We start from the raw sequence: 18,521 nt of genomic DNA on the forward strand, positions 1-18,521 counted from the left end.
CCACCGCTGAGACTCTCCGTCATGCTGCATTTCTTTGCTTGCCCCGGCTTGCGCGCCGGGGGCCTTCCCTGGTACAGTGTTTTTGCTGTCGCAAAATCGGCAGCCGGGCGTAGGAACCCGAGCGAAACAAAGGCGACACCAGACGCGCCATGCGTCTTTTTTTGTGTCTGTGCCCATGTGCACCCATTTTTCGGGCGGCGGTTTTGTTTCCGCTGTGCCGTCTGCGTAATGGTGGCCCGGGCGGGGCAGCCTTCGGGCTGGCCGGTTTCCTTTGTTGCCGGTATTCCTACCCCCGTCCGGGCTACCACCCCTGAGCGTAGGAACTCTGGTGGTAGCTGTAAAAAGCTAACAAAGGAGTTTGCCCCTGTGACTACAGTCCCGATTTCCCCGCATTCAGAATTTGTCTTTGTGTTCGCCGCCGTGCGCCGCTGTGAGCGTCATGCCCGCGTGCAGATGCTGCGCGCCACCGCCGCCACCGAACGCGCCGCCCGCCAGCTGCTGGCCCGCGACTGTGTGCTGGCCTTTGCTGCCCGCCTGCCGGTCACGGAGGTGCGCGCATGAATCACGCCACCATTACCCTTGACGACCTTGCCCGCCTGGAGCACCTGCGCAACGCCGGACGTCTGGCCTGTGACGCGGCGGCCCTGCGCGACTGCTGCACACCGCCGGAGCCTGCCGACAGCGAACAGCTGGCCTCGCTGCTGTTTCTCATCACCGGCCAGCTGGATGACGTGGTGACCCGCTGCCGCGACGGCTGGATGAACGGGGAGGTCGGCGCATGAACGCACGCACCCTGTCCCCTGAGCTGCGCGCCGCGCTGTCCCGCCGCGCGGTGGCCTGCGCCTGGCTCACCCTGTGCCGCGAACAAAAGCGACATTCCGGCCTGACGCTGGCCCGCCTGGAGCGCGCCATTGAGACCGAACTGGAGGGCTTTTACCTGCGCCAGCACGGCCGGACGCGCGGGCTGGAGATTGCCTGCGCGCTGCTCGACGACCTGCTGACCGCCGGGCCGCTGAAGGCCGCCCCGTGCCTGAGCTTTTTAGGCCAGGTGGTGATGGACGAACTCTGCGGGCGCATCCACGACGCGCCGCCGCTGCACTGAGGGAAAGCATAATGAAGATGACCGTATCAGACGCGGCCAGCGCCGCGCGGGGCCAGTGGCCCCGCATCCTGCCCGCGCTGGGCGTGAAGGTGGCGAAGAACCGGCACACGGCGTGCCCGGTGTGCGGGGGCAAAGACCGCTTCCGCTTTGACGATAAAGAGGGGCGCGGTACGTGGTTCTGCAACCAGTGCGGGGCCGGTGACGGCATGGACCTGGTGCAGAAGGCACTGGGCGTCAGCCTGAGCGGGGCCGCCGCGCGCGTGAACGACCTCACCGGCAACCTGCCGCCGGTCACGGAAGCCGCACCGGCTGAGCCGGACGACGAGGCCGCCCGCACGGCCGCCGCCGCGCTGGCGCAGCAGCTGGTCAGCAGCGCGAAGGCAGTCACCGGCAACGCCTACCTGTCCCGCAAGGGGCTGCCGGAGCAGACCTGCCTGACGCTCACCAGGCCGCACAAGGTGGCGCTGACGTCCTACCGCACCGGCGACCTGGTGGTGCCGCTGCACGACGCGGACGGCGCGCTGGTCAACGTCCAGCTGATTAACGCCGCCGGTGACAAGCGCACGCTCAAAGGCGGCCAGGTGAAAGGCGCCTGCCACATCCTGAGCGTTAAAGGCACCCCGAAACGCATCTGGCTCACCGAGGGTTACGCCACCGGGCTGACCGTGCACGCGCTGACGGGGGATACGGTGTGGATTGCGCTGTCGTCCGCTAACCTCCTTTCCCTGGCCGGCCTCGTCCGTGAAAAGCATCCGACGCTGCCGCTGGTGATTGCCGCCGACCGTGACCTGAACGGCGACGGCCAGCGTAAGGCGAAGCACGCCACCGCAGCCTGCAACGCAACGGTTGCCCTGCCGCCGGTGTTCGGCGACTGGAACGACGCCTTTACCGCGCACGGAGAGAACGCCACCCGGCAGACGCTGCGCGAGGCCTCGGCCCCGCCCGCCGCCAGCCCGTTCGACACCATGAGCGAGGCCGAGTTTACGGCCATGAGCGCCAGCGAGAAGGCGGAGCGCGTTGCGGAGCACTACGGGCGTAATCTGGCCGTGGACGCCAGCGGCGAAATCCTCTGCCGCTATGAGGCCGGTGCGTGGAAGGTGATTTCCGGCAACCAGTTCGGGCGCGACGTGGCGAAGCTGTTCCAGCGCCTGCGCGCGCCGTTTTCGGCGGGCAAGGTGGCGGGCGTGGTGGACACGCTCAAGCTGATGCTGCCCCAGCAGGCCGCGCCGCAGCGCCAGCTCATCGGATTCCGCAACGGGGTGCTCGACACCCGCAGCGGCACCTTCAGCCCGCACCGGCGCGAGAACTGGCTGCGCACCATGAGCGACGTGGACTACACCCGCCCGGTGGCGGGCGAAACGCTGGAGCGCCACGCGCCGCACTTCTGGCAGTGGCTCGACCGCGCCGCCGGACGCAGCGCAGAGAAGCGGGATGTGATTCTGGCGGCGCTGTTCATGGTGCTGGCGAACCGCTACGACTGGCAGCTGTTTCTGGAGGTCACCGGCCCCGGCGGCAGCGGCAAGAGCATCATGGCGGAAATCGCCACCATGCTGGCCGGAACGGACAACGCCGTGTCGGCCACCATCGAGACGCTGGAGTCGTCGCGCGAGCGCGCCTCGGTCATCGGCTATTCGCTCATCCGCCTGCCCGACCAGGAAAAGTGGAGCGGCGACGGCGCGGGCATCAAGGCGATAACCGGCGGCGATGCGGTGTCCGTTGACCCCAAGTACCGCGACGCCTACTCCACGCACATCCCGGCGGTGATTCTGGCCGTGAACAACAACCCGATGCGCTTCACCGACCGCAGCGGGGGCGTGTCGCGCCGCCGGGTTATCCTGCACTTCGCGGAAATCATCCCGGCAGACGAGCGCGACCCGCAGCTGAAGGAGAAGATACAGGCAGAGCTGGCCGTCATCGTGCGACAGCTGATGCAGCGCTTCAGCAACCCGCAGGACGCCCGCGCGCTGCTTCAGCAGCAGCAGAACTCCGGCGAGGCCATGCGCATCAAGCGCGACGCCGACCCGATGGTGGACTTCTGCGGCTATCTCTTTGCGACCGCCGAGCCGAACGGCCTGCACATGGGGAATGCCAGCATCCGGCCCCTGCAGCCGAAGCGCTACCTGTATCACGCCTATCTGGCGTACATGGAGGCCAACGGCTACCGCAACCCGCTCAGCATGAAAACCTTCAGCCAGGCGCTGGAGAGCATCCTGCGCGAGTATGGCAAAAGCTATCTGAAGCGGCGCACGAAGCTCGGGATGCAGACCAACCTCGGCCTGAGGGACGAAAGCAGCGCCGACTGGCTGCCGAAATGCGACGACGTGTAGGCGGCATGACAACCTGAGCCGGCGAAAGCCGGTTTTTTTAGTCCACATGTCACTCGTGGCGAACGATGTGCTCAGGCTTTCTCTGTTCACCATAAACTCGCCGACTGATAAAAATGAGCGTTGAGCAGTGCAAACAAAAGTGGCGGGCTTACTGTCCTTAAGCCCACTGGGATTTAAGTGAGTTATCCGACAACAGGAGATACAGCCGGGAGCTGACGTCTGTCTGAATCGCCATGGCAGATACCGGCTAAATTGTTAGTCCGCTTTGTGCCAGAAGCATATACCTCTAAAGCTTGATGTACTAAACCAGCGGGGCAGGTCAGTAATAAATTTTTTTAATAATTCTTGCAGATCCATGGATGAGGTTTTGGAGAAAACAGGAGTTCAGGACCAGAGAAATGCCATACTGCATTTTAATTAATTCACAGTCTGGCATTGAGCTACGGAAATGGGATAAGTCATCAGGGCTGGAGAAGTGTTTTATTCCAGCTGGTGAACTGGTCTCTGCGTGAGTAATATTCGCGCAGGTGCATGCGATTTTCGCGGAAAGTTAAAAACTCTATCGATTCAGGTATTACTCGGTACCCTCCCCAGCGCTCCGGCTTGTCTACAGGTCCGTCACTCGCTTCAGTTTGCGTTCGGCTATACATGGCATATAGTTCATCTTCCGAATTCAAAGGCTGGCTTTGTTTAAAACAAAGTGTAGCAAGCTGAGCATCACGCGATCGCGAAGCCCATTCCTTTTTGGCGTCCTCTTCATTGACATGTTCAACTTTACCCTCAACCCTCACCTGCCAGCCTTTTTCTTCCCACCAGAAGGTCAGCGCGATTTTTGGGTTATGGGCTAAATCACGCCCCTTTGGTGAATCGAACCAGGTACAGAAAACGAACCCATCTTCATCAGCTGATTTCAGACCGACGAAACGGGCACGCGGAGCACCATTTTCTGAAACAGTCGATACGCATACCGCGCCGGGATGGGCAGAAGACACATCTCGTTTATACTCTGTCCACCATTCCTGAAACTTGGCCATAGGTTTTTCTGACATAAAGTTTATCTCCTGACTTAACGGGATTGTTACTGGTACTGAAAGTGGTCTATCAGGCTGTAAGCTATTTCCTTCAGTTCCCTGTCCAGGGTTTTACTGATAGTGGCAATTACAGAGTCTTCTGCAACTGAGCAGTTATATCTGATGTCAATATGCAGTCCGTCCTGATAGGAACAGTAGAAAAATGAAAGAGCATTTTTTGCGATCACTGGGCCTGCTACATTAATTTCATGAACACCGTGCTTTCTGTCACTGAAGAGTTTAGGGCTTTCGGCCACAATCAGTGAGATCCTTCTGCGGCCTGTAAGCTCAGCGGTCTCAGCCCAGCTGAGCCTGCATAAACGGATGTGTTCCGCGATGGCTTTTTCCATTGCAATTAACTGACAGAGGAGGCTGTCTTCTACTGGCAGACTGATACTGAATGGCACAATCGTAATCATATTTGCAATGACGTCATGATTCTCACGATTGCGGTTTCCTAAAGGTGAGTGAAATTCCAGCCTGTCAAGCCTGCAAAGTACCTGATGCGCGCGCCACACTGCATAAGCGACTAAAGCATGTAGCGAAACATTCGCTTTCGTCAGCAACTGGCTGAGTCGTGATGCAGGCAGATAATCGCACAGAAGTAATTTCATCCTTCCTTCTGTACATCCTGAAGATACCGTGGCCGGAATCATCCCGAAAAGCTTGGTCGGCCTTTCAAGCACAGACTGCCGCGCCCAGAATTCATTTATTGTCGTTTTATCAACCGGCTGCTGATTCCATGTATGGGTGGCATATACATGAAGAGGCGTTACCGGAGATGGTGTATGTCCGTCAAGTATGGTCAGTAGTGCATTTATGAGCCATCTACATGCGTAACCATCCACAATTACGTGCGCGAAATGCAGCGTGAGTTGAGGCCCCTCACTTCCACTTTTTAGCTGAAAATAGAACAGATTGCCTGCTTCAAAGTCAAAATCCTTCGACAGTAGAATTGTTGTCGAATCCTCCAGTTCATAGTGTTCTGCTTCATCATGGATGGGGGCATCATATTGCCAGAAATCACCATTCTGCTCCCGAATTTTGAGATGCAGTGAAGGAACACAGTGGAGCAGGTCCCTTATGCCTTTTCTCAGCAATTCTTCGGAATATCCCTCCGGAAACTGTAACGTCACGGACACCGCATCCCGACGTATCTGGTATCGGAAATAATTGTCACAGTAGTATCCCTGAGAAGGTAGTGTACGGCTGGAAGTCGGTATTACAGTGGTACCCGCAAAGTGCGCAACGGCCGTTGGGGGTAATGCTTCACACTCTTTAGCCAAGTCATACAGCAACTGTGTTTTGTCCGGTGTAGGCAAACTGATGCCATAGGCCATTTCGAGCTCTATTATCAGTTCAACAATTTCCAGGGATGTGAGGTGCAGGTCTCCCAGTGTGTAGTGTGATGGAAACGCGTAAGACCGGATGCGTCTGGCAAGCAGACGCAGGTTTTTCTCTTCAAGTGCCAGATCATAATGCTTACGGAGTGCATGCTCATCAGTCTTTCCGTTCGGGTTTAACGGGAGGTGTTCGACCTGACAGATGTGATTAGGCAGAGCATATTCAGGCAAATGGCGTGTGAGGTGCCCATAGACTTTTTCGGCAATATCGGGTTGAGTGGACGTCACGAAAGCCACAATGTGTTCGGTACGCTCGTTATTTAATACCGATACATGGACATCTCGGATGTGATCAACTGCTGAAATGTTCCGAGTAATCTCATCGATATCGATGCGAAAGCCCCTTACTTTTACCTGATTATCGTCCCGCCCAATTATAAAGTATGAGTGACCTTCCCTGTAGACGATGTCTCCTGTGTCATAGCATCGTTTAGCTCCCTGAACAGTGAATCGATCATCCGAGGCCGTGTTCAGATAGCCTATCGCCACGGATCTTCCCTCGACTATCAGTCGGCCTGGCTGCCCGTCTATGGTTACTCTCTGGTTATTCTCATCCAATATACAAAGCGAATTATCGCCAAATGCCTCACCAATTTTGGCCACGGGGCATCGAGTATCAGCTTCGGTCACCTGATGCCATGTGACAAAAACGCTACACTCTGTTGGTCCGTAAATGTTAAAAACCGTGCAGCCGTGCCTGCCGACAAACGTCTCCCACCATGCTTTAAGAGATGCATACTTGATCTTTTCTCCGCCAAAAATAATCTTCTTTTGCACATATTGAGGTCTGGCATTCTGAAGTGTAACCATCTGGCGCCCTACTTCGTAAAACCAGGAAGGAGTCATAGCTACCACTTCTGCTGGAGAATTAAGGATTGCTTCTGCCAGCAAACGGGGAGAATCTCGGGTTGACTGGTCAATGATGTGCAGAAGTCTGCCATGGTAGAGATAAGGCAGCGTTTCTATTACCGAAAAGTCAAAACTGCATATGCGGTTTGCTATTGATGAAGAGCCAAACATTGGGGTTTCAGTAAAGGCATTCACCACGCTGGAAATATTATCCCAGCTAAGCGCAATAGCTTTCGGTACACCCGTACTTCCCGATGTGTGGAGGACCAGGCATTCCGCATCTGCCTTAATGTTGGCAGGAATTACCATTTCATCGTAATCATTTACATCTTCGAAAAGCTGTTCAATGCTAATCCCTAGCACATCATCGTTTGGTAAATCAGTAATGATGAGGTTTAAGTTAAGGGTTCGGGTAATTTCTTCGATACGTGTTTTAGGCAGACTTTTAGCCAGAGGCACGCAGGTGATACCAGCATGATGAAGTGCCAGAACTGTTATCTGCTGATGTGGTGAAGGATCAACGAGCATGCCCACTCTGTGTAGTGTTACAGGCCAGTGATTAAGTAATTTATCAGCAAGACAGTGCGTAAGGTGTCTCACTCTATCGCGTGAGAAGCTCTCATTTTTAAACAGAATTGCAGTGTCCTGTCCCTGCGGAAGACTGAAAAAACGCATACAATACCTCACCTTACTCTATTAAATATTTGCCTTGTTATCGATCTGAATCCTGCTAAAAATCCACAATGCGATTATCAGTGCAGAGACTGTAACCAGATACCAGTGTTCACCCATGCCGGCATGAATAAAAGCGCCTCCCAGTAGCGGCGCTAAGGCCATACCGGTCATATATATGTTATAAAATGAAAAATACCCTCCTTTGAATTCAGATGGCGTAAGTAATTCCATTGCAAAATTGGATGTTGATATTGCTATCAGTTCGCCCAAAGTGAATATCAGAGCAAAAACCGCAACGTTCAATTCGCTGTGCAGCAGGTTAAAGAAAACCATCAGCTGGCTCAGTATCATCACGCCCAGAGCGGCTTTCAGGCGGAAGGACATCGTAAGATGCCGTAAGGCATGATTAAGCGGAAAATATGCAATTAGTACCATGAGCGTGTTGATTACCTGCACAGTTGCATAATAGTGCAGTGCTGTTTTCTGAGATAACTGCTGGCTTAGAAGCATCAGTAAAACAGTATCGTTACTGGCCATGACCATATAAAAAAGTACGCTGAACACACATAACATCATGAATGAACGGTCGCCCAGAATACGTTTCAGGCTTGCTGACATCGTAGGGCTGTTGACGTTTCGGCCTGTCACTGATCGGCAGTAAAAAGTATATAACGTCGTCATCAGCGCCAGTACGAGAGACCCGTACAGAAGATAAGTCCGTCCTTGTAGTCCCAGCAGGGCCACCAGAGCGGGTGCTAGTGCCCCCCCACGTTGACATAGTAATACCTGGCATTGTGTGCACTCTCGGCGAGTTCACGTGTCGCACTATTACTCAGGCTGACTTTGAAGCCGGTTTCCAGACATCGCGTAGAGAGAACCAGAAGGTTCAGGCCGGCGACGGCTGCCGGAAGACTCTGTACCAACAGCAGAGACAGACCTGCCATCATTGCCAGGCTGGCCGCGGGGAATACGACATGAAGATGACCGCGGTCAATGGCCGTCCCTGCTAATTGTGTAGAAAAGAAGGCCGTAAGTGTTGCAAGGAAAAGCAGAAGGCCGGTGTCAAGCGTATTGAGTCCGTAATCTTGCTGAAAGACCAGAACCATATAGGGCCATGCAATAAAATAGATCAGGCGAATAAAAAATGTGCCTGCTAACTCTTTACCGCAGCGTTTATGAACGGCAATCACAGGTTTTAGAATTGACAGTGAATTAGTTACCATACGATTCCTGAAATTTGATGTTTTCATAGCCCGATGAAAAGAAGTGCAGAACTGCCCCTCCACCGGATGAGGTATAGGAGAATGTCTCCGTTTCAGTCAGCGTGTCTCCTCCCATGAAAAGCCCCTGTATCCTCTTTCTTTTCAGTGTTCTGTATGCCGCATGGGCATACTGACTGCCGGGTATACTGAGTGGACCTGCTGCAAAGAATGAAAAGTCATCAGGACCTGTTACATCTGCCAGAAACTCCTCGCTAAAGATAAAATCCACAATCCTGTCGCTATCACGAACCTGCAGTAAGGGGCGTCGCACCATCCTGCCTTGAACATCACAAACAATCAGAACCTCTGGTATGTATATGGGTAGATCAATCGATGCATTTTCAGGCATGGGGAAGTAGTCAGACAGCCCGATTCTGATGCCACGTGCTTTGAGCAGACTGTTCAGAACTGCGCCTCCAGCAATGACCCGGTTAACATAACGAAGCCGGGGATGATGAAAGAGAAACTGCAGCTTCTCCTTTTTGTTGCCACCCAGCACCAGTATGGTGGGTCTTTGGTTGTAAAGAGCGGAATGTATCTGCTCAAGCTCCTCAAGCTGTGACCTTACCCCCTCTGAGAAACACCACGGAATGAACGCTTTGATAGCGCAGTTCGACGCATTTTTTCTGTGCAATTTAGAAAAACCGCCGATCACCAGGCGATCTCCCGGCTTTGCCAGCTCCGCTGCAAACGTCGCATCGTTCTGTTGCTCCTCAGGATAACGACGCGTATTACCCATAAGCGCTACCTCCCCTTCTGGCAGACGGGCAATAAAGTCCTGAGCCTTACGGCCCACGCAATCAGGGAAATAATGGACGCGCTGCTGCAAATGTTCGCTCAGAAGAGATGCAATCCACGGGGTGGGTTCGGCTGTTTTCTTGAAATAATCCCCCTGATGGTTATATATCAGTATGGTCTGTTGGGCAGTCATGAGCGATTTGATCGACTCAGCATCTTCATTAATTCTGGGGTGCATTCGCACCCCGGAGGAAATATTGATGCCGGCGCTATACAGGATCACCGGAGCTCTCCTCATACCAGACGACTCATGACACGACTGAAGCGCCCCACCAGTTCATCCATCTCTTTTTCAGAAATAATGAGTGGCGGCGTGAACAAAAAGGTCAGAGCTTCTCCATCCTTACCGGATGACCGGCACGGATAAAGATTGATCCCCTCCTGATGACCGGCTTTCACAAACTCGTCTGCTCGCTGACGGCTGAGCGTTGTCTCGACTGCCCAGAGCAGTCCCTGCCCCCGGATTTCAGCGACCACCTTTTCGCCGCCAACCATCTCCTGCAGCAAACGGCCAAAATATGTCCCTTTAGACCTGACTGACGCCATTCCGATTTTATTTTCCAGCGTATCGAGCACGGCAAGTGCAACGCCAGCCGATAAAGGGTTTCCGGAATAGGTATGCCCAACGAAATGGGGGGGAGACAGCGAGGCCAGCGCATCCCCTATCTGTCTTGAAATCATGACGCCTGAGATGGGGGTAAAACCTGCTCCAAGCCCTTTGCCGATAACGGTTATATCCGATTCCGTTTCCCATGTTTTCATGCTGAACCATTCGCCCGTGCGGCCAAGTCCGGTGACAATTTCATCAGCAATCAGCAGAATATCCCGTGCTTCCAAGCCTGCTTTGAGTTTACGGAAATAGTCAGGATGCGGGATAAGCACCCCTCCTGAAGATGCGGTAACGGGTTCTGCATAGACGCAAGCAATATGCTCAGCGCCAACGCCGTCAATAATTTCAAATGTTTCGTTCAGACAGGTATCAAGCCATTCATCCGATGAAACCCCCTCAGGTTTATGCAGGTCGTAATAAGGGGGCAAACGCAAATCGCTGATAGCAGGATCGATCACCTTATTCAGCAGGTTTACCTTACGGGCGCGATCATCGCCATAGGTCAGAGACTGTATAGTGTTGCCGTGATTGGAAATTCTTCGGCCTAACGCAAGCGTCTTTTTGTCATTACCTTGGCTGCGGAAGTAATCAAGCGCAATTCGGTAAGCTGCCTCCGAAGCCTCAGAACCACTGTTCATAAAAAACGCATAGCCTTTGTTATCATCAGACAGTTCAACCAGCCTGCTGGCCAGCAATTCTGCTTCCTGACTGCGGAAATGAAAGCGATACGCAAAATGGAGTCGCTTAAGCTGCTGTTCCATGGCTGCGATAATATCAGGATGACAGTGTCCCAGATTGACGGTCATAGGGCCGGATGTGGAGTCTATATAATCTTTACCGTTTTCATCAAAGAGCCATATGCCTTTGCCATGAGTCACTCTGGGAACATCAGGCTTATAGCCAGTGAAGGGATACATATACATATTAACCGCCTTAATAAGTTTGTCAGGAAAATCCTGAGTTTTGCTGTTCATAACGCATCAGTGGGTCACAGTGGCATCTTCTTCTTGCCTATGCAGAAGGCCCATGAGTTCATTTTTGACTGCAGTCATGCATGCAAGCAGGTCATTAGCGACATGATGATTGACATTGGGACGTATCGAGCCATTCTGAAAGAACATGATTCCTTCTGAAGGCTGACCTACGCAGAAAAAGCGCTCACGCTTGCCATCACGGTTGATAAACTGAAAGTGCCGGGTGATATTGAATCCCGAGGCTGCGCACTCAACCCCATGGCTATCCTTATGTACCCAGTAACTTGCGATACCGGCGTCAATGAGATCGCGGAACAGGCTGTTTTTGGCTTTTCTGACACTGAAGTTATGTAATTTGGCATCGATCATTGCATCTACACGGGTATACTCTCCGGCCTGGCTCAGGCTGTGCAGCCAGACCTGTTCGTCGTGAACTTGAATATTTGACTGCGCATAGGTGACATCTACGACATCAGCTTCGATCAGCGCCTCCATTTTCTCCATCAGCGCTATGCAGTTACCGTTAGCCGCACGGTTATGTACCGCATAGAAGTCTTTGAGCATGTTGTTATAGGTCGCCGGTGTAATCCCCCCAAAATCAACTGCATACACTACAGTTTGCCGCAGATCGCGAAAGACGTCATCACAGGCGCCCTTGTAGGGATTGTCTAGATTACCCTGCTCTGACTGGCGGCGATCCCAGTGCATGAACGCCAGTAACCGTTCACGCCAAGGGGTACCGGGTGCAAAGTCCATATTCCGGATAGGGTTAACAACCATATCCCAGTTAAACAGGTGAGCCTCAGGCTCTGTCCTGTGTTCCCAGGGGCTTGGCCCTGATAGGGCGGACAATGAAAATTGCTGCAGATCGGGCTCTTTTCCTGGTTCCCTGGCGCTAATGACATAAACGTAACGTTTCACGATGGCTTCAACCGGAACCCCGTGGAAAGATGAGGTGGTCCCTTCATTTAGAAAACGGCGGATCAGGAAGATGGCTTCACGGGCAAGCCTCTCAGTAGCTTGCGTCAACCAGTTAAGGGCACTCTCCTTCTGGGAGTTTATTGCCCGATTTCCGGCAATGAACTGCTCAACCAGAGGGCGGCTCTCAGCAATCATGATACTCAGCACCTCGGGACCAAAAAGAATGCGGTAATAGCAAAGCTGGAGCTCCAGCATCAGAAGAGGAAATACGTGCACGTCGAAATCAAGCTGCAGAGAATGATTTTCCGGCGAACTGTCCGGATGCGCCGGGGCGCCAAGGTTCCCTCGCATCTGATCGATTAATGAACGGGTAAAAAAATATCCCTGATGTTCATATTTTGCGAGATCGACCTCTTTAGCATTGTGGGGACGGCTGTAAGTGAAATAGCCAGACCGGCTGAGTGCATAAAGTTTCTTGGGTTCATTTCCACTTGCGCGATAGCGTAGTTGTCCTTTATCGCGAAAGAACGAGCCTCCTTTGTTTTCCGTGTAGTAAAGCAGTGTGTCGATCGCAGTCAGGCCCATGCCAATGACGGCAATGCTTTTCTTCTGCCAGTCAGGAACGTCAAAAAGCGGATAGGCAAAATTATAATACTCGGTGAATTTTTTGAGCGTTCCCGCCAGATAAAAATTATCCATTGATTCCTGATGTCCTGTCGCGAGAAGCACAATATCAAACTCAGCTGGCTGAGGGTAAAAATCACCGGTCAGATAATATTTACCCTCATTTTTAGTGATCTGTTTAATCGTATCTTTAATTAGCGACACGCTGACACCAGCCTGTCTGACTTCATTAACCAGTGCGTCACAGATCTCAACCAGAGACTCGCCATAAAGTTCTCGGGTAGGAAAATCATCAGCATTCAGCTTATAACGTTCACTGTGCGTGGCTTTGTATTTTTTTTCCAGCCATTCACTGAAAGTTATTCGTGTGCTTTTGGGAAAGGAATCGCTGGCGTTGTTGGTTTTATCTGGAGCAAAAGAAAGTTGACCAACGATCCTGTTCAGCATACTCGTTTTAGCCTGAGCCGGAGAATGGGGCCAGCCTGAGCCGAAATAGCCATGTCGATCATACATTGTGACGGATACATTATCACGTACATCCAGTTCTTTAAAAATACTGTGTAGGCCATTTAAAAAATACATTCCGTTTGGGCCGCCGCCCACGATAGCTATTTTGATCATTGTTTTCTCCAATATATATTATTCTCAGCATTATGCTGATTAATAATGAGATACAACGTTAATACTTGACGCAGGGTAAAGAGGAAGTGATTATTTTTTATGAATTATATTTGGCCTCTAATTCATTCATATAACGCTCAGTGGTCAATGAAAAAAGCTCATCAAGGGATGAGACATTTTTTTCAACATTAATAAGTGATTTTTCTTTGTAAATTCTGTCAGCCGTTTCTTTCATGCTACGGACTGAACTACGGATGAGATGATTTGCCCAGATGAGGTTACTGATTCCATGTTTAACAAACTCTTGGTATTCAGTGTTATAGTATTTCGTCGGTACTGCAAAGAGTGGCAGTTTACCGCCCCACCGTTCAGAAAAGGTAAATACTTCTCCGGCATCCGATTTTTTTGAATGGATCAGAATTGCATCTGCACCCGCATCTTTATAGGCTTCTGCACGATCCAGGGCTTCCTCCATAGGGTGGCCGGAGATCAGCGCTTCAATACGTGCAACTACGGTAAAATCACCACCGCCTGTGTCTTTCGCCGCTCTGATTTTATTACAGAACTCACTTACAGGTGCGAGTGTCTGATTCTCACCAATGAATGAATTAACCTTAGGAAACATTTTGTCTTCAATGCACACAGCATTTATGTTAATTTGTTTGAGTTTTTTTACAAAACGCATTACATTCAGATAATTACCAAAGCCAGAATCGCCATCCACAAGAATGGGTATGTTGGTATTATCCGCCATCTGTTCCAGAGCAGTGATGACTTGAGACCATGAAGCCTCGTTCCTGTCAGATAATCCCATAGCCGCACTGATCGAAAGGCCTGATGCCCAAATAGCTTCAAAGCCGGCATGTTCAACAATTTTAGCGCTGAGCCCGTTATGAGCTTCCATGAACTGGGTGTATTCGCCTCGGGCAAGACGTTTCTGAATACTCATATATTACCTCTCTCGTTACTGGTTAGTGAATTCAATGTGCCAATACATGGCCTTGAGATAAATTTTTCGCTTTACTTTCAGGTTGTTGCTGAAGAAAATCTATAATCAGCTCGGCAATTTTCTCCTGTGACTCATGGGACATGGCGCCAATGTGTGGTGTGCCAATAAAATTATTTAAGGTGAAAAGCGGTGAGGGTTTTCGTTCATGTTCAAAAACATCACTGGCTGCGCCCAGAAAAGTATTTTCATTGAGCGCGTTGTATAAAGCCGTTTCATTGACCACTCCGCCCCTCGCTACGTTAATCAACACAGCATGCTTACCGAGGAGAGAGAGTTCTCTAGCATCAATCAGGTTTCTGGTATGCTGGTTGTAGGGGCAGCAGACCACTACAATATCGCAGTGTTGCAGCAGGCTGCTTAATTCGCTGTGCAGGGTGATATTCTGGCTGCTCAACGCTGTCGCGCGCTCTGATGAGTAATCAGAGACGGTGCAATGTACGTTCATATGATAGCCAGCCGAGATATCGGCTATTTCCTTACCAATACTACCGAAACCAACCAGTCCCAGCTTTTTATGCGAGAGCTCATAGCCTAAAAAGGATTTTTTATCCCAGATATTATCCCGGATTTCATTTCCGGCTCGCAGAATGTGTCGGTACAGACAATGCATCATGCCAAAACTGAGTTCCGCTACTGCTCTGGCATTTGTACTGGGTGTATTGTAAAAGCGTATTTTATTTTCGTGTACTTTTTCCAGATCAATATTGTCCGTTCCGGTTCCTGCTCTGATTATCGTGTGCAGGCTGGTCGCCTTTTCAAGCAGCAATGAATCTACTTTTGCCCCACTTCTCAGAACCAGCATATCGTACTGATCGATTAATGAATTCAGTGTCTCTTGGGTTACAGGATGTTTTACTGTTACATCGTAGTTTTCTTCCAGAAATGAAAGAAGGTGTTTATGCACAGGATCAACAATAAGTACTTTATCTTTATATTCCATAGCGACTCAGCCCCGTTTCTTCGTCAAAGCCCATCATGATATTCATGTTTTGAATGGCCGTACCAGCAGCTCCCTTAACAAGGTTGTCGATGACACTGACAATTCTCAGCTCTCTTTTTTCAGGCACAATGTCTACCGATATATGGCAGGCATTTGAGCCTATAATTTTGGATAGCTGTGGATAGATACCGTAATCTTTCTCTATCCCGACTGAACCTTTTTTTTGTCCGGTAATTGATACGAACTGGTAATCTGCATAATAATCTTTCAGAACTTCAAGTACCTGGTTTCTGTCTGATGGAATATCATCCTGTAATTTTGCAGCGATAAGCATAAAAATGCCGCGTGCAAAATTACCGTGAGAAGTCATTAATGAAATTTCCGCATCTTTACCCGTTGTTTTTTTAATGATCTGTTCAATTTCCTGTGTATGACGGTGCCCGTTCAGTGAATAAGCAAGCATATTATTTGTCATGTTATAATGCAGTAACTCCTTTTTATCGTTACTCCCTGCTCCGGATGTTCCGTTCACTGCGCTTATGAAAATATTATTCGTTTTAAGAACATTGTTTTTAATAAGCGGGATGAGTGCACAAAGCGCTGCGTTGACGTAACAGCCGGGGTTAGCAACGTAATGACTCGCAGCAATCCTCTCGCGAAACTCTTCCGGGTACCCATACTGAAATTTATTCTGTAGTTCAGATGCTCTGTGTGGCTTACCGTAAATCTCTTCAAAGGATGCGGGTTTACTGAAGCGAAAATCAGCACCCAAATCAATTATGCGCGCTCCACACTCTACAAAATATGTTGCTACTTCATGAGCCTTGCCTGAAGGCAGCGAAATAAACACGACGTCCGGGGCGGTATCAGGAAGAGAGTTCATGGACCAGGTTTTCATATTGATCCCCTGCAGATTAGGATGAACAGTGTCAAGCGCGAGATCTGCATCCCGCGAAACTGGATATATTTCACCAACTTCAGGATGCACTGTTAGCAGCCTTATAATTTCAGCGCCAGTCCATCCTGTGGCTCCAATTACATAAGCAGTTAATTTCATGGTAATACTCCAAGTTTATCGATCAGCACTTTACCCTTGCTGCTTTTGGTCAGCATAAAGTCACGTAGTTCTCCGAAAGTAATGAAATCGGTTATTATTTCTTTAAGCCGTGAATCTCTTTTTTTTGATTGCTCAATAATTGCTATTGCTTTGAGGAGATCTTGCGGGTTACTCAGAAAAGAACCTTGAAGTGTTATCTCTTTTCTGACTATCAAATTCATGTCCAGCATCACCGGAGTATCAAAATAAGAAATGAGTACTACCCGAGTTCCGGGACGGAGTAATCCGATGTAATCATTCAAATTGAGGGTTTCACCGCCGGCGATCACCAGAACATCCGTCTTTGAGAGGTTCACGTTTGACATGGTGTTACTGGCATTGAAACCCAGTGAGTGCGCAAACGCACACCGTGCAGCTGCCTTGTCAACGAGTTCCACTTTTTCAACGCTTTTTACTTCGCGGCAAAAAATTGCACTGAGAAGCCCCATCGCACCGGCTCCAATAACCGTTAGTTGGTTTTCGTGCGAAATTTCAAGGTTATCAAGGGCGTGAACTACAATGCTTAACGGCTCGGCTAAAACAAACTCATAATCATCCGCAGTTCTCCCCGAAGGTAATGGTGCAAGAGATCTGTGGTGAACAGTCATAGTACGTGTAAACGCACCACTACTGCCCGCAGTGTTGTAGGTCACCTTTTTCAGGCAGTGATTATCCATCCCACGTTTGCAATAGTCGCATTCGCCACACGAGCCATAAGACAGTCCTGTTACCCACTGCCCCTTCTTTAGGTCATATGCGCAATCTTCATCAGTAATTTTTCCAATAAATTCATGCCCCAAAATTGCCGGATACTCTTTATAGGGGTGCGTCTGGTTCAACACCATGAAATCCGAACCACAGATGGCTGCTTTGAAGATTTCTATACGCGTGAAATCCGCAGGGGCAGGTGTAAGGGTCTCAGGTTCATACGTCTGGTGCTTTTTGCCGTGACACATCAGTGAATAAAACATGATTATCCCCCGGTTATTTCGTTAAGGAGCACATTGATAATGTCGTCGCCAGCTTCATTAACGAGCGGGTCGTTGGCTGTATTTCCCGATACATTCTTCCTGACGGTGCTGCAGGGAAGCTTCAGGAATGCGAGCTGTTGTGCGGCACCGTCCAGATTTGTTTTACGCAGCACAGAAGCCAAGTACTCTGATGGGGCCAGGCCGTTGCTTACCTGCGCCAAGAGAGGAGAAATTTTGCCGTGAGTCATCAGCGATTTTACCCATGAAGGATAAATCGCGGCTAAGCCCCGCCCATGTGAGAACGAATAGAAAGGGGATAATGCCTGTTCAAATCGGTGAGGCAGACAGGTGCTGTTGTGGCAGACGCAAATGCCACCTAGTAAGGCGCTGTATGCTGCTTCAGTAAAGAAATGATCATCCAGTTTTCCTGCTGCATAGCGCTCAATATTGGCGTTGATACGTTGTAATGATTCAACGGCGAGTGACTCAGTAACAGGATTGGATTTTACTGAGTGGAGCGCTTCAAAAACGTGTGTAAAACTATCGAAAAGAGTCTCTCTCAGCACTTCATCCGGCATCGTGATGCCTAGATCAGGGTCGATCAGCGCGACATCAGGGAAAACTGAATCGCCACGCACGCCATCTTTGATTCGGGATTCCGTATCAAGGATGATGGCCCCCTTGGTCACTTCGGAGCCCGTACCGAAAGTGGTAGGAACAGCAATATGGTAAATTTTACTCTGAATGGCATCGTAGCTTTTAGCGAACAAATTATCTAAATCGACGGTTTCATCTGCACTGATGGCGGCGGCTTTAGTAAAATCAATTATATTACCTCCTCCGACTGAAATGATTGAGTCGTAGTTATTCTTCCAGAGATGTTTTTTGATTTCACGCAGTGACGCCGTGGTGGCCTTGAAATCAGAGGGAACAACCCAGGAAGAATATTTTATTTTTCCGGATTTTTTCGCAAGGAGTTCCTTAAGTAAGGGAGAACGCTCAGCAGTAGATTGGCTCATCACCAGGAGAGCATTTTTTTTACCTACAGAGGACAGGTGCTCAGGTAACTTTTTCAGCCCTCCTCTTTCAAAATGAATTTTTACAGGCAATGAAAAACTGAATGAATTAAAGATTGGCAAAGCCGAATCACCAGCCATAAGTTATATCTCCGCTTAAGATAAACGCTTAAATGTGCTTATAAAAACATCCGAAAAAAATATTATTTTCGACCTTGAGAGAGTATCTCCTTGCGATTAAGCACCTCTTAAA

At 50.2% G+C, this 18,521-nt stretch carries 16 protein-coding genes and 1 pseudogene; 5 read left to right on the forward strand and 12 right to left on the reverse strand.

The window, feature by feature from the left end:
• Positions 1-21 precede the first annotated feature (21 nt).
• The 5 genes and pseudogenes from G5574_RS23995 to G5574_RS08400 all read left to right on the forward strand — a co-directional run.
• Positions 22-342, forward strand: a pseudogene (locus tag G5574_RS23995) (ash family protein); the annotation flags it as partial.
• A 24-nt stretch (positions 343-366) separates the two neighbouring features.
• Positions 367-561: a host cell division inhibitor Icd-like protein gene (locus tag G5574_RS24000; protein WP_425325404.1), complete on the forward strand. Its 195-nt coding sequence runs from the start codon at positions 367-369 to the stop codon at positions 559-561.
• Entirely contained in the window at positions 558-782 is a 225-nt protein-coding gene (locus G5574_RS08390; RefSeq protein WP_064373078.1) for a hypothetical protein, read from the forward strand. The genes G5574_RS24000 and G5574_RS08390 overlap by 4 nt, the downstream gene beginning before the upstream one ends.
• Positions 779-1,102: a DUF5375 domain-containing protein gene (locus G5574_RS08395; protein WP_164482477.1), complete on the forward strand. Its 324-nt coding sequence runs from the start codon at positions 779-781 to the stop codon at positions 1,100-1,102. The genes G5574_RS08390 and G5574_RS08395 overlap by 4 nt, the downstream gene beginning before the upstream one ends.
• An 11-nt stretch (positions 1,103-1,113) precedes the next feature.
• Positions 1,114-3,429, forward strand: coding sequence for a phage/plasmid primase, P4 family (locus G5574_RS08400; RefSeq protein WP_164482478.1), 2,316 nt, complete (start codon positions 1,114-1,116; stop codon positions 3,427-3,429).
• A gap of 461 nt (positions 3,430-3,890) precedes the next feature.
• Here the strand turns inward: G5574_RS08400 and G5574_RS08405 are convergent, their stop codons facing one another.
• The 12 genes from G5574_RS08405 to G5574_RS08460 form a co-directional block, all read right to left on the reverse strand.
• Positions 3,891-4,478, reverse strand: coding sequence for a pyridoxine/pyridoxamine 5'-phosphate oxidase (locus tag G5574_RS08405; RefSeq protein ID WP_164482479.1), 588 nt, complete (start codon positions 4,476-4,478; stop codon positions 3,891-3,893).
• A 29-nt stretch (positions 4,479-4,507) separates the two neighbouring features.
• Positions 4,508-7,426 carry an AMP-binding protein gene (locus G5574_RS08410; RefSeq protein ID WP_164482480.1) on the reverse strand — a complete coding sequence of 973 codons (2,919 nt, stop codon included), beginning with the start codon at positions 7,424-7,426 and terminating at the stop codon, positions 4,508-4,510.
• 21 nt (positions 7,427-7,447) lie between these two features.
• A complete protein-coding gene (locus G5574_RS08415; protein ID WP_164482481.1) occupies positions 7,448-8,044 on the reverse strand; it encodes an MFS transporter in 597 nt (198 codons plus the stop codon).
• 137 nt (positions 8,045-8,181) lie between these two features.
• Entirely contained in the window at positions 8,182-8,649 is a 468-nt protein-coding gene (locus G5574_RS08420; RefSeq protein WP_164482482.1) for an MFS transporter, read from the reverse strand.
• Positions 8,639-9,709, reverse strand: coding sequence for a phosphoglycerate kinase (gene pgk / locus G5574_RS08425; RefSeq protein ID WP_164482483.1), 1,071 nt, complete (start codon positions 9,707-9,709; stop codon positions 8,639-8,641). The genes G5574_RS08420 and pgk overlap by 11 nt, the downstream gene beginning before the upstream one ends.
• A gap of 11 nt (positions 9,710-9,720) precedes the next feature.
• Positions 9,721-11,070 carry an aminotransferase family protein gene (locus tag G5574_RS08430; RefSeq protein WP_133745449.1) on the reverse strand — a complete coding sequence of 450 codons (1,350 nt, stop codon included), beginning with the start codon at positions 11,068-11,070 and terminating at the stop codon, positions 9,721-9,723.
• Positions 11,071-11,076: 6 nt separating this feature from the next.
• On the reverse strand, positions 11,077-13,236 hold the full coding sequence (locus G5574_RS08435) for an FAD/NAD(P)-binding protein (RefSeq protein ID WP_133745450.1): 2,160 nt from the start codon (positions 13,234-13,236) through the stop codon (positions 11,077-11,079).
• Positions 13,237-13,333: 97 nt separating this feature from the next.
• A complete protein-coding gene (gene aepX, locus G5574_RS08440) occupies positions 13,334-14,185 on the reverse strand; it encodes a phosphoenolpyruvate mutase (RefSeq protein WP_133745451.1) in 852 nt (283 codons plus the stop codon).
• 31 nt (positions 14,186-14,216) lie between these two features.
• On the reverse strand, positions 14,217-15,185 hold the full coding sequence (locus G5574_RS08445) for an NAD(P)-dependent oxidoreductase (RefSeq protein ID WP_164482484.1): 969 nt from the start codon (positions 15,183-15,185) through the stop codon (positions 14,217-14,219).
• Positions 15,175-16,242, reverse strand: a complete 1,068-nt coding sequence (argC, locus tag G5574_RS08450) for an N-acetyl-gamma-glutamyl-phosphate reductase (RefSeq protein ID WP_164482485.1) — start codon at positions 16,240-16,242, stop codon at positions 15,175-15,177. The genes G5574_RS08445 and argC overlap by 11 nt, the downstream gene beginning before the upstream one ends.
• Positions 16,239-17,252, reverse strand: coding sequence for a zinc-dependent alcohol dehydrogenase (locus G5574_RS08455; protein WP_164482486.1), 1,014 nt, complete (start codon positions 17,250-17,252; stop codon positions 16,239-16,241). The genes argC and G5574_RS08455 overlap by 4 nt, the downstream gene beginning before the upstream one ends.
• 2 nt (positions 17,253-17,254) lie before the next feature.
• Positions 17,255-18,409: an iron-containing alcohol dehydrogenase family protein gene (locus tag G5574_RS08460; RefSeq protein ID WP_164482487.1), complete on the reverse strand. Its 1,155-nt coding sequence runs from the start codon at positions 18,407-18,409 to the stop codon at positions 17,255-17,257.
• Between the last annotated feature and the right edge of the window lie 112 nt (positions 18,410-18,521).

The sequence above is a fragment of the Pantoea stewartii genome, assembly GCF_011044475.1.
Classification (GTDB): Bacteria; Pseudomonadota; Gammaproteobacteria; order Enterobacterales; family Enterobacteriaceae; genus Pantoea; species Pantoea stewartii.

What these genes read in the sequence shown, in the direction of transcription:
- G5574_RS08390 (WP_064373078.1), top strand. Translation starts at nt 558, where the DNA reads ATGAATCACGCCACCATTACCCTTGACGACCTTGCCCGCCTGGAGCAC.
- G5574_RS08395 (WP_164482477.1), top strand. Translation starts at nt 779, where the DNA reads ATGAACGCACGCACCCTGTCCCCTGAGCTGCGCGCCGCGCTGTCCCGC.
- G5574_RS08400 (WP_164482478.1), top strand. Translation starts at nt 1,114, where the DNA reads ATGAAGATGACCGTATCAGACGCGGCCAGCGCCGCGCGGGGCCAGTGG.
- G5574_RS08405 (WP_164482479.1), bottom strand. Translation starts at nt 4,478, where the DNA reads ATGTCAGAAAAACCTATGGCCAAGTTTCAGGAATGGTGGACAGAGTAT.
- G5574_RS08410 (WP_164482480.1), bottom strand. Translation starts at nt 7,426, where the DNA reads ATGCGTTTTTTCAGTCTTCCGCAGGGACAGGACACTGCAATTCTGTTT.
- G5574_RS08415 (WP_164482481.1), bottom strand. Translation starts at nt 8,044, where the DNA reads ATGTCAGCAAGCCTGAAACGTATTCTGGGCGACCGTTCATTCATGATG.
- G5574_RS08420 (WP_164482482.1), bottom strand. Translation starts at nt 8,649, where the DNA reads ATGGTAACTAATTCACTGTCAATTCTAAAACCTGTGATTGCCGTTCAT.
- G5574_RS08430 (WP_133745449.1), bottom strand. Translation starts at nt 11,070, where the DNA reads ATGAACAGCAAAACTCAGGATTTTCCTGACAAACTTATTAAGGCGGTT.
- G5574_RS08435 (WP_133745450.1), bottom strand. Translation starts at nt 13,236, where the DNA reads ATGATCAAAATAGCTATCGTGGGCGGCGGCCCAAACGGAATGTATTTT.
- aepX (WP_133745451.1), bottom strand. Translation starts at nt 14,185, where the DNA reads ATGAGTATTCAGAAACGTCTTGCCCGAGGCGAATACACCCAGTTCATG.
- G5574_RS08445 (WP_164482484.1), bottom strand. Translation starts at nt 15,185, where the DNA reads ATGGAATATAAAGATAAAGTACTTATTGTTGATCCTGTGCATAAACAC.
- argC (WP_164482485.1), bottom strand. Translation starts at nt 16,242, where the DNA reads ATGAAATTAACTGCTTATGTAATTGGAGCCACAGGATGGACTGGCGCT.
- G5574_RS08455 (WP_164482486.1), bottom strand. Translation starts at nt 17,252, where the DNA reads ATGTTTTATTCACTGATGTGTCACGGCAAAAAGCACCAGACGTATGAA.
- G5574_RS08460 (WP_164482487.1), bottom strand. Translation starts at nt 18,409, where the DNA reads ATGGCTGGTGATTCGGCTTTGCCAATCTTTAATTCATTCAGTTTTTCA.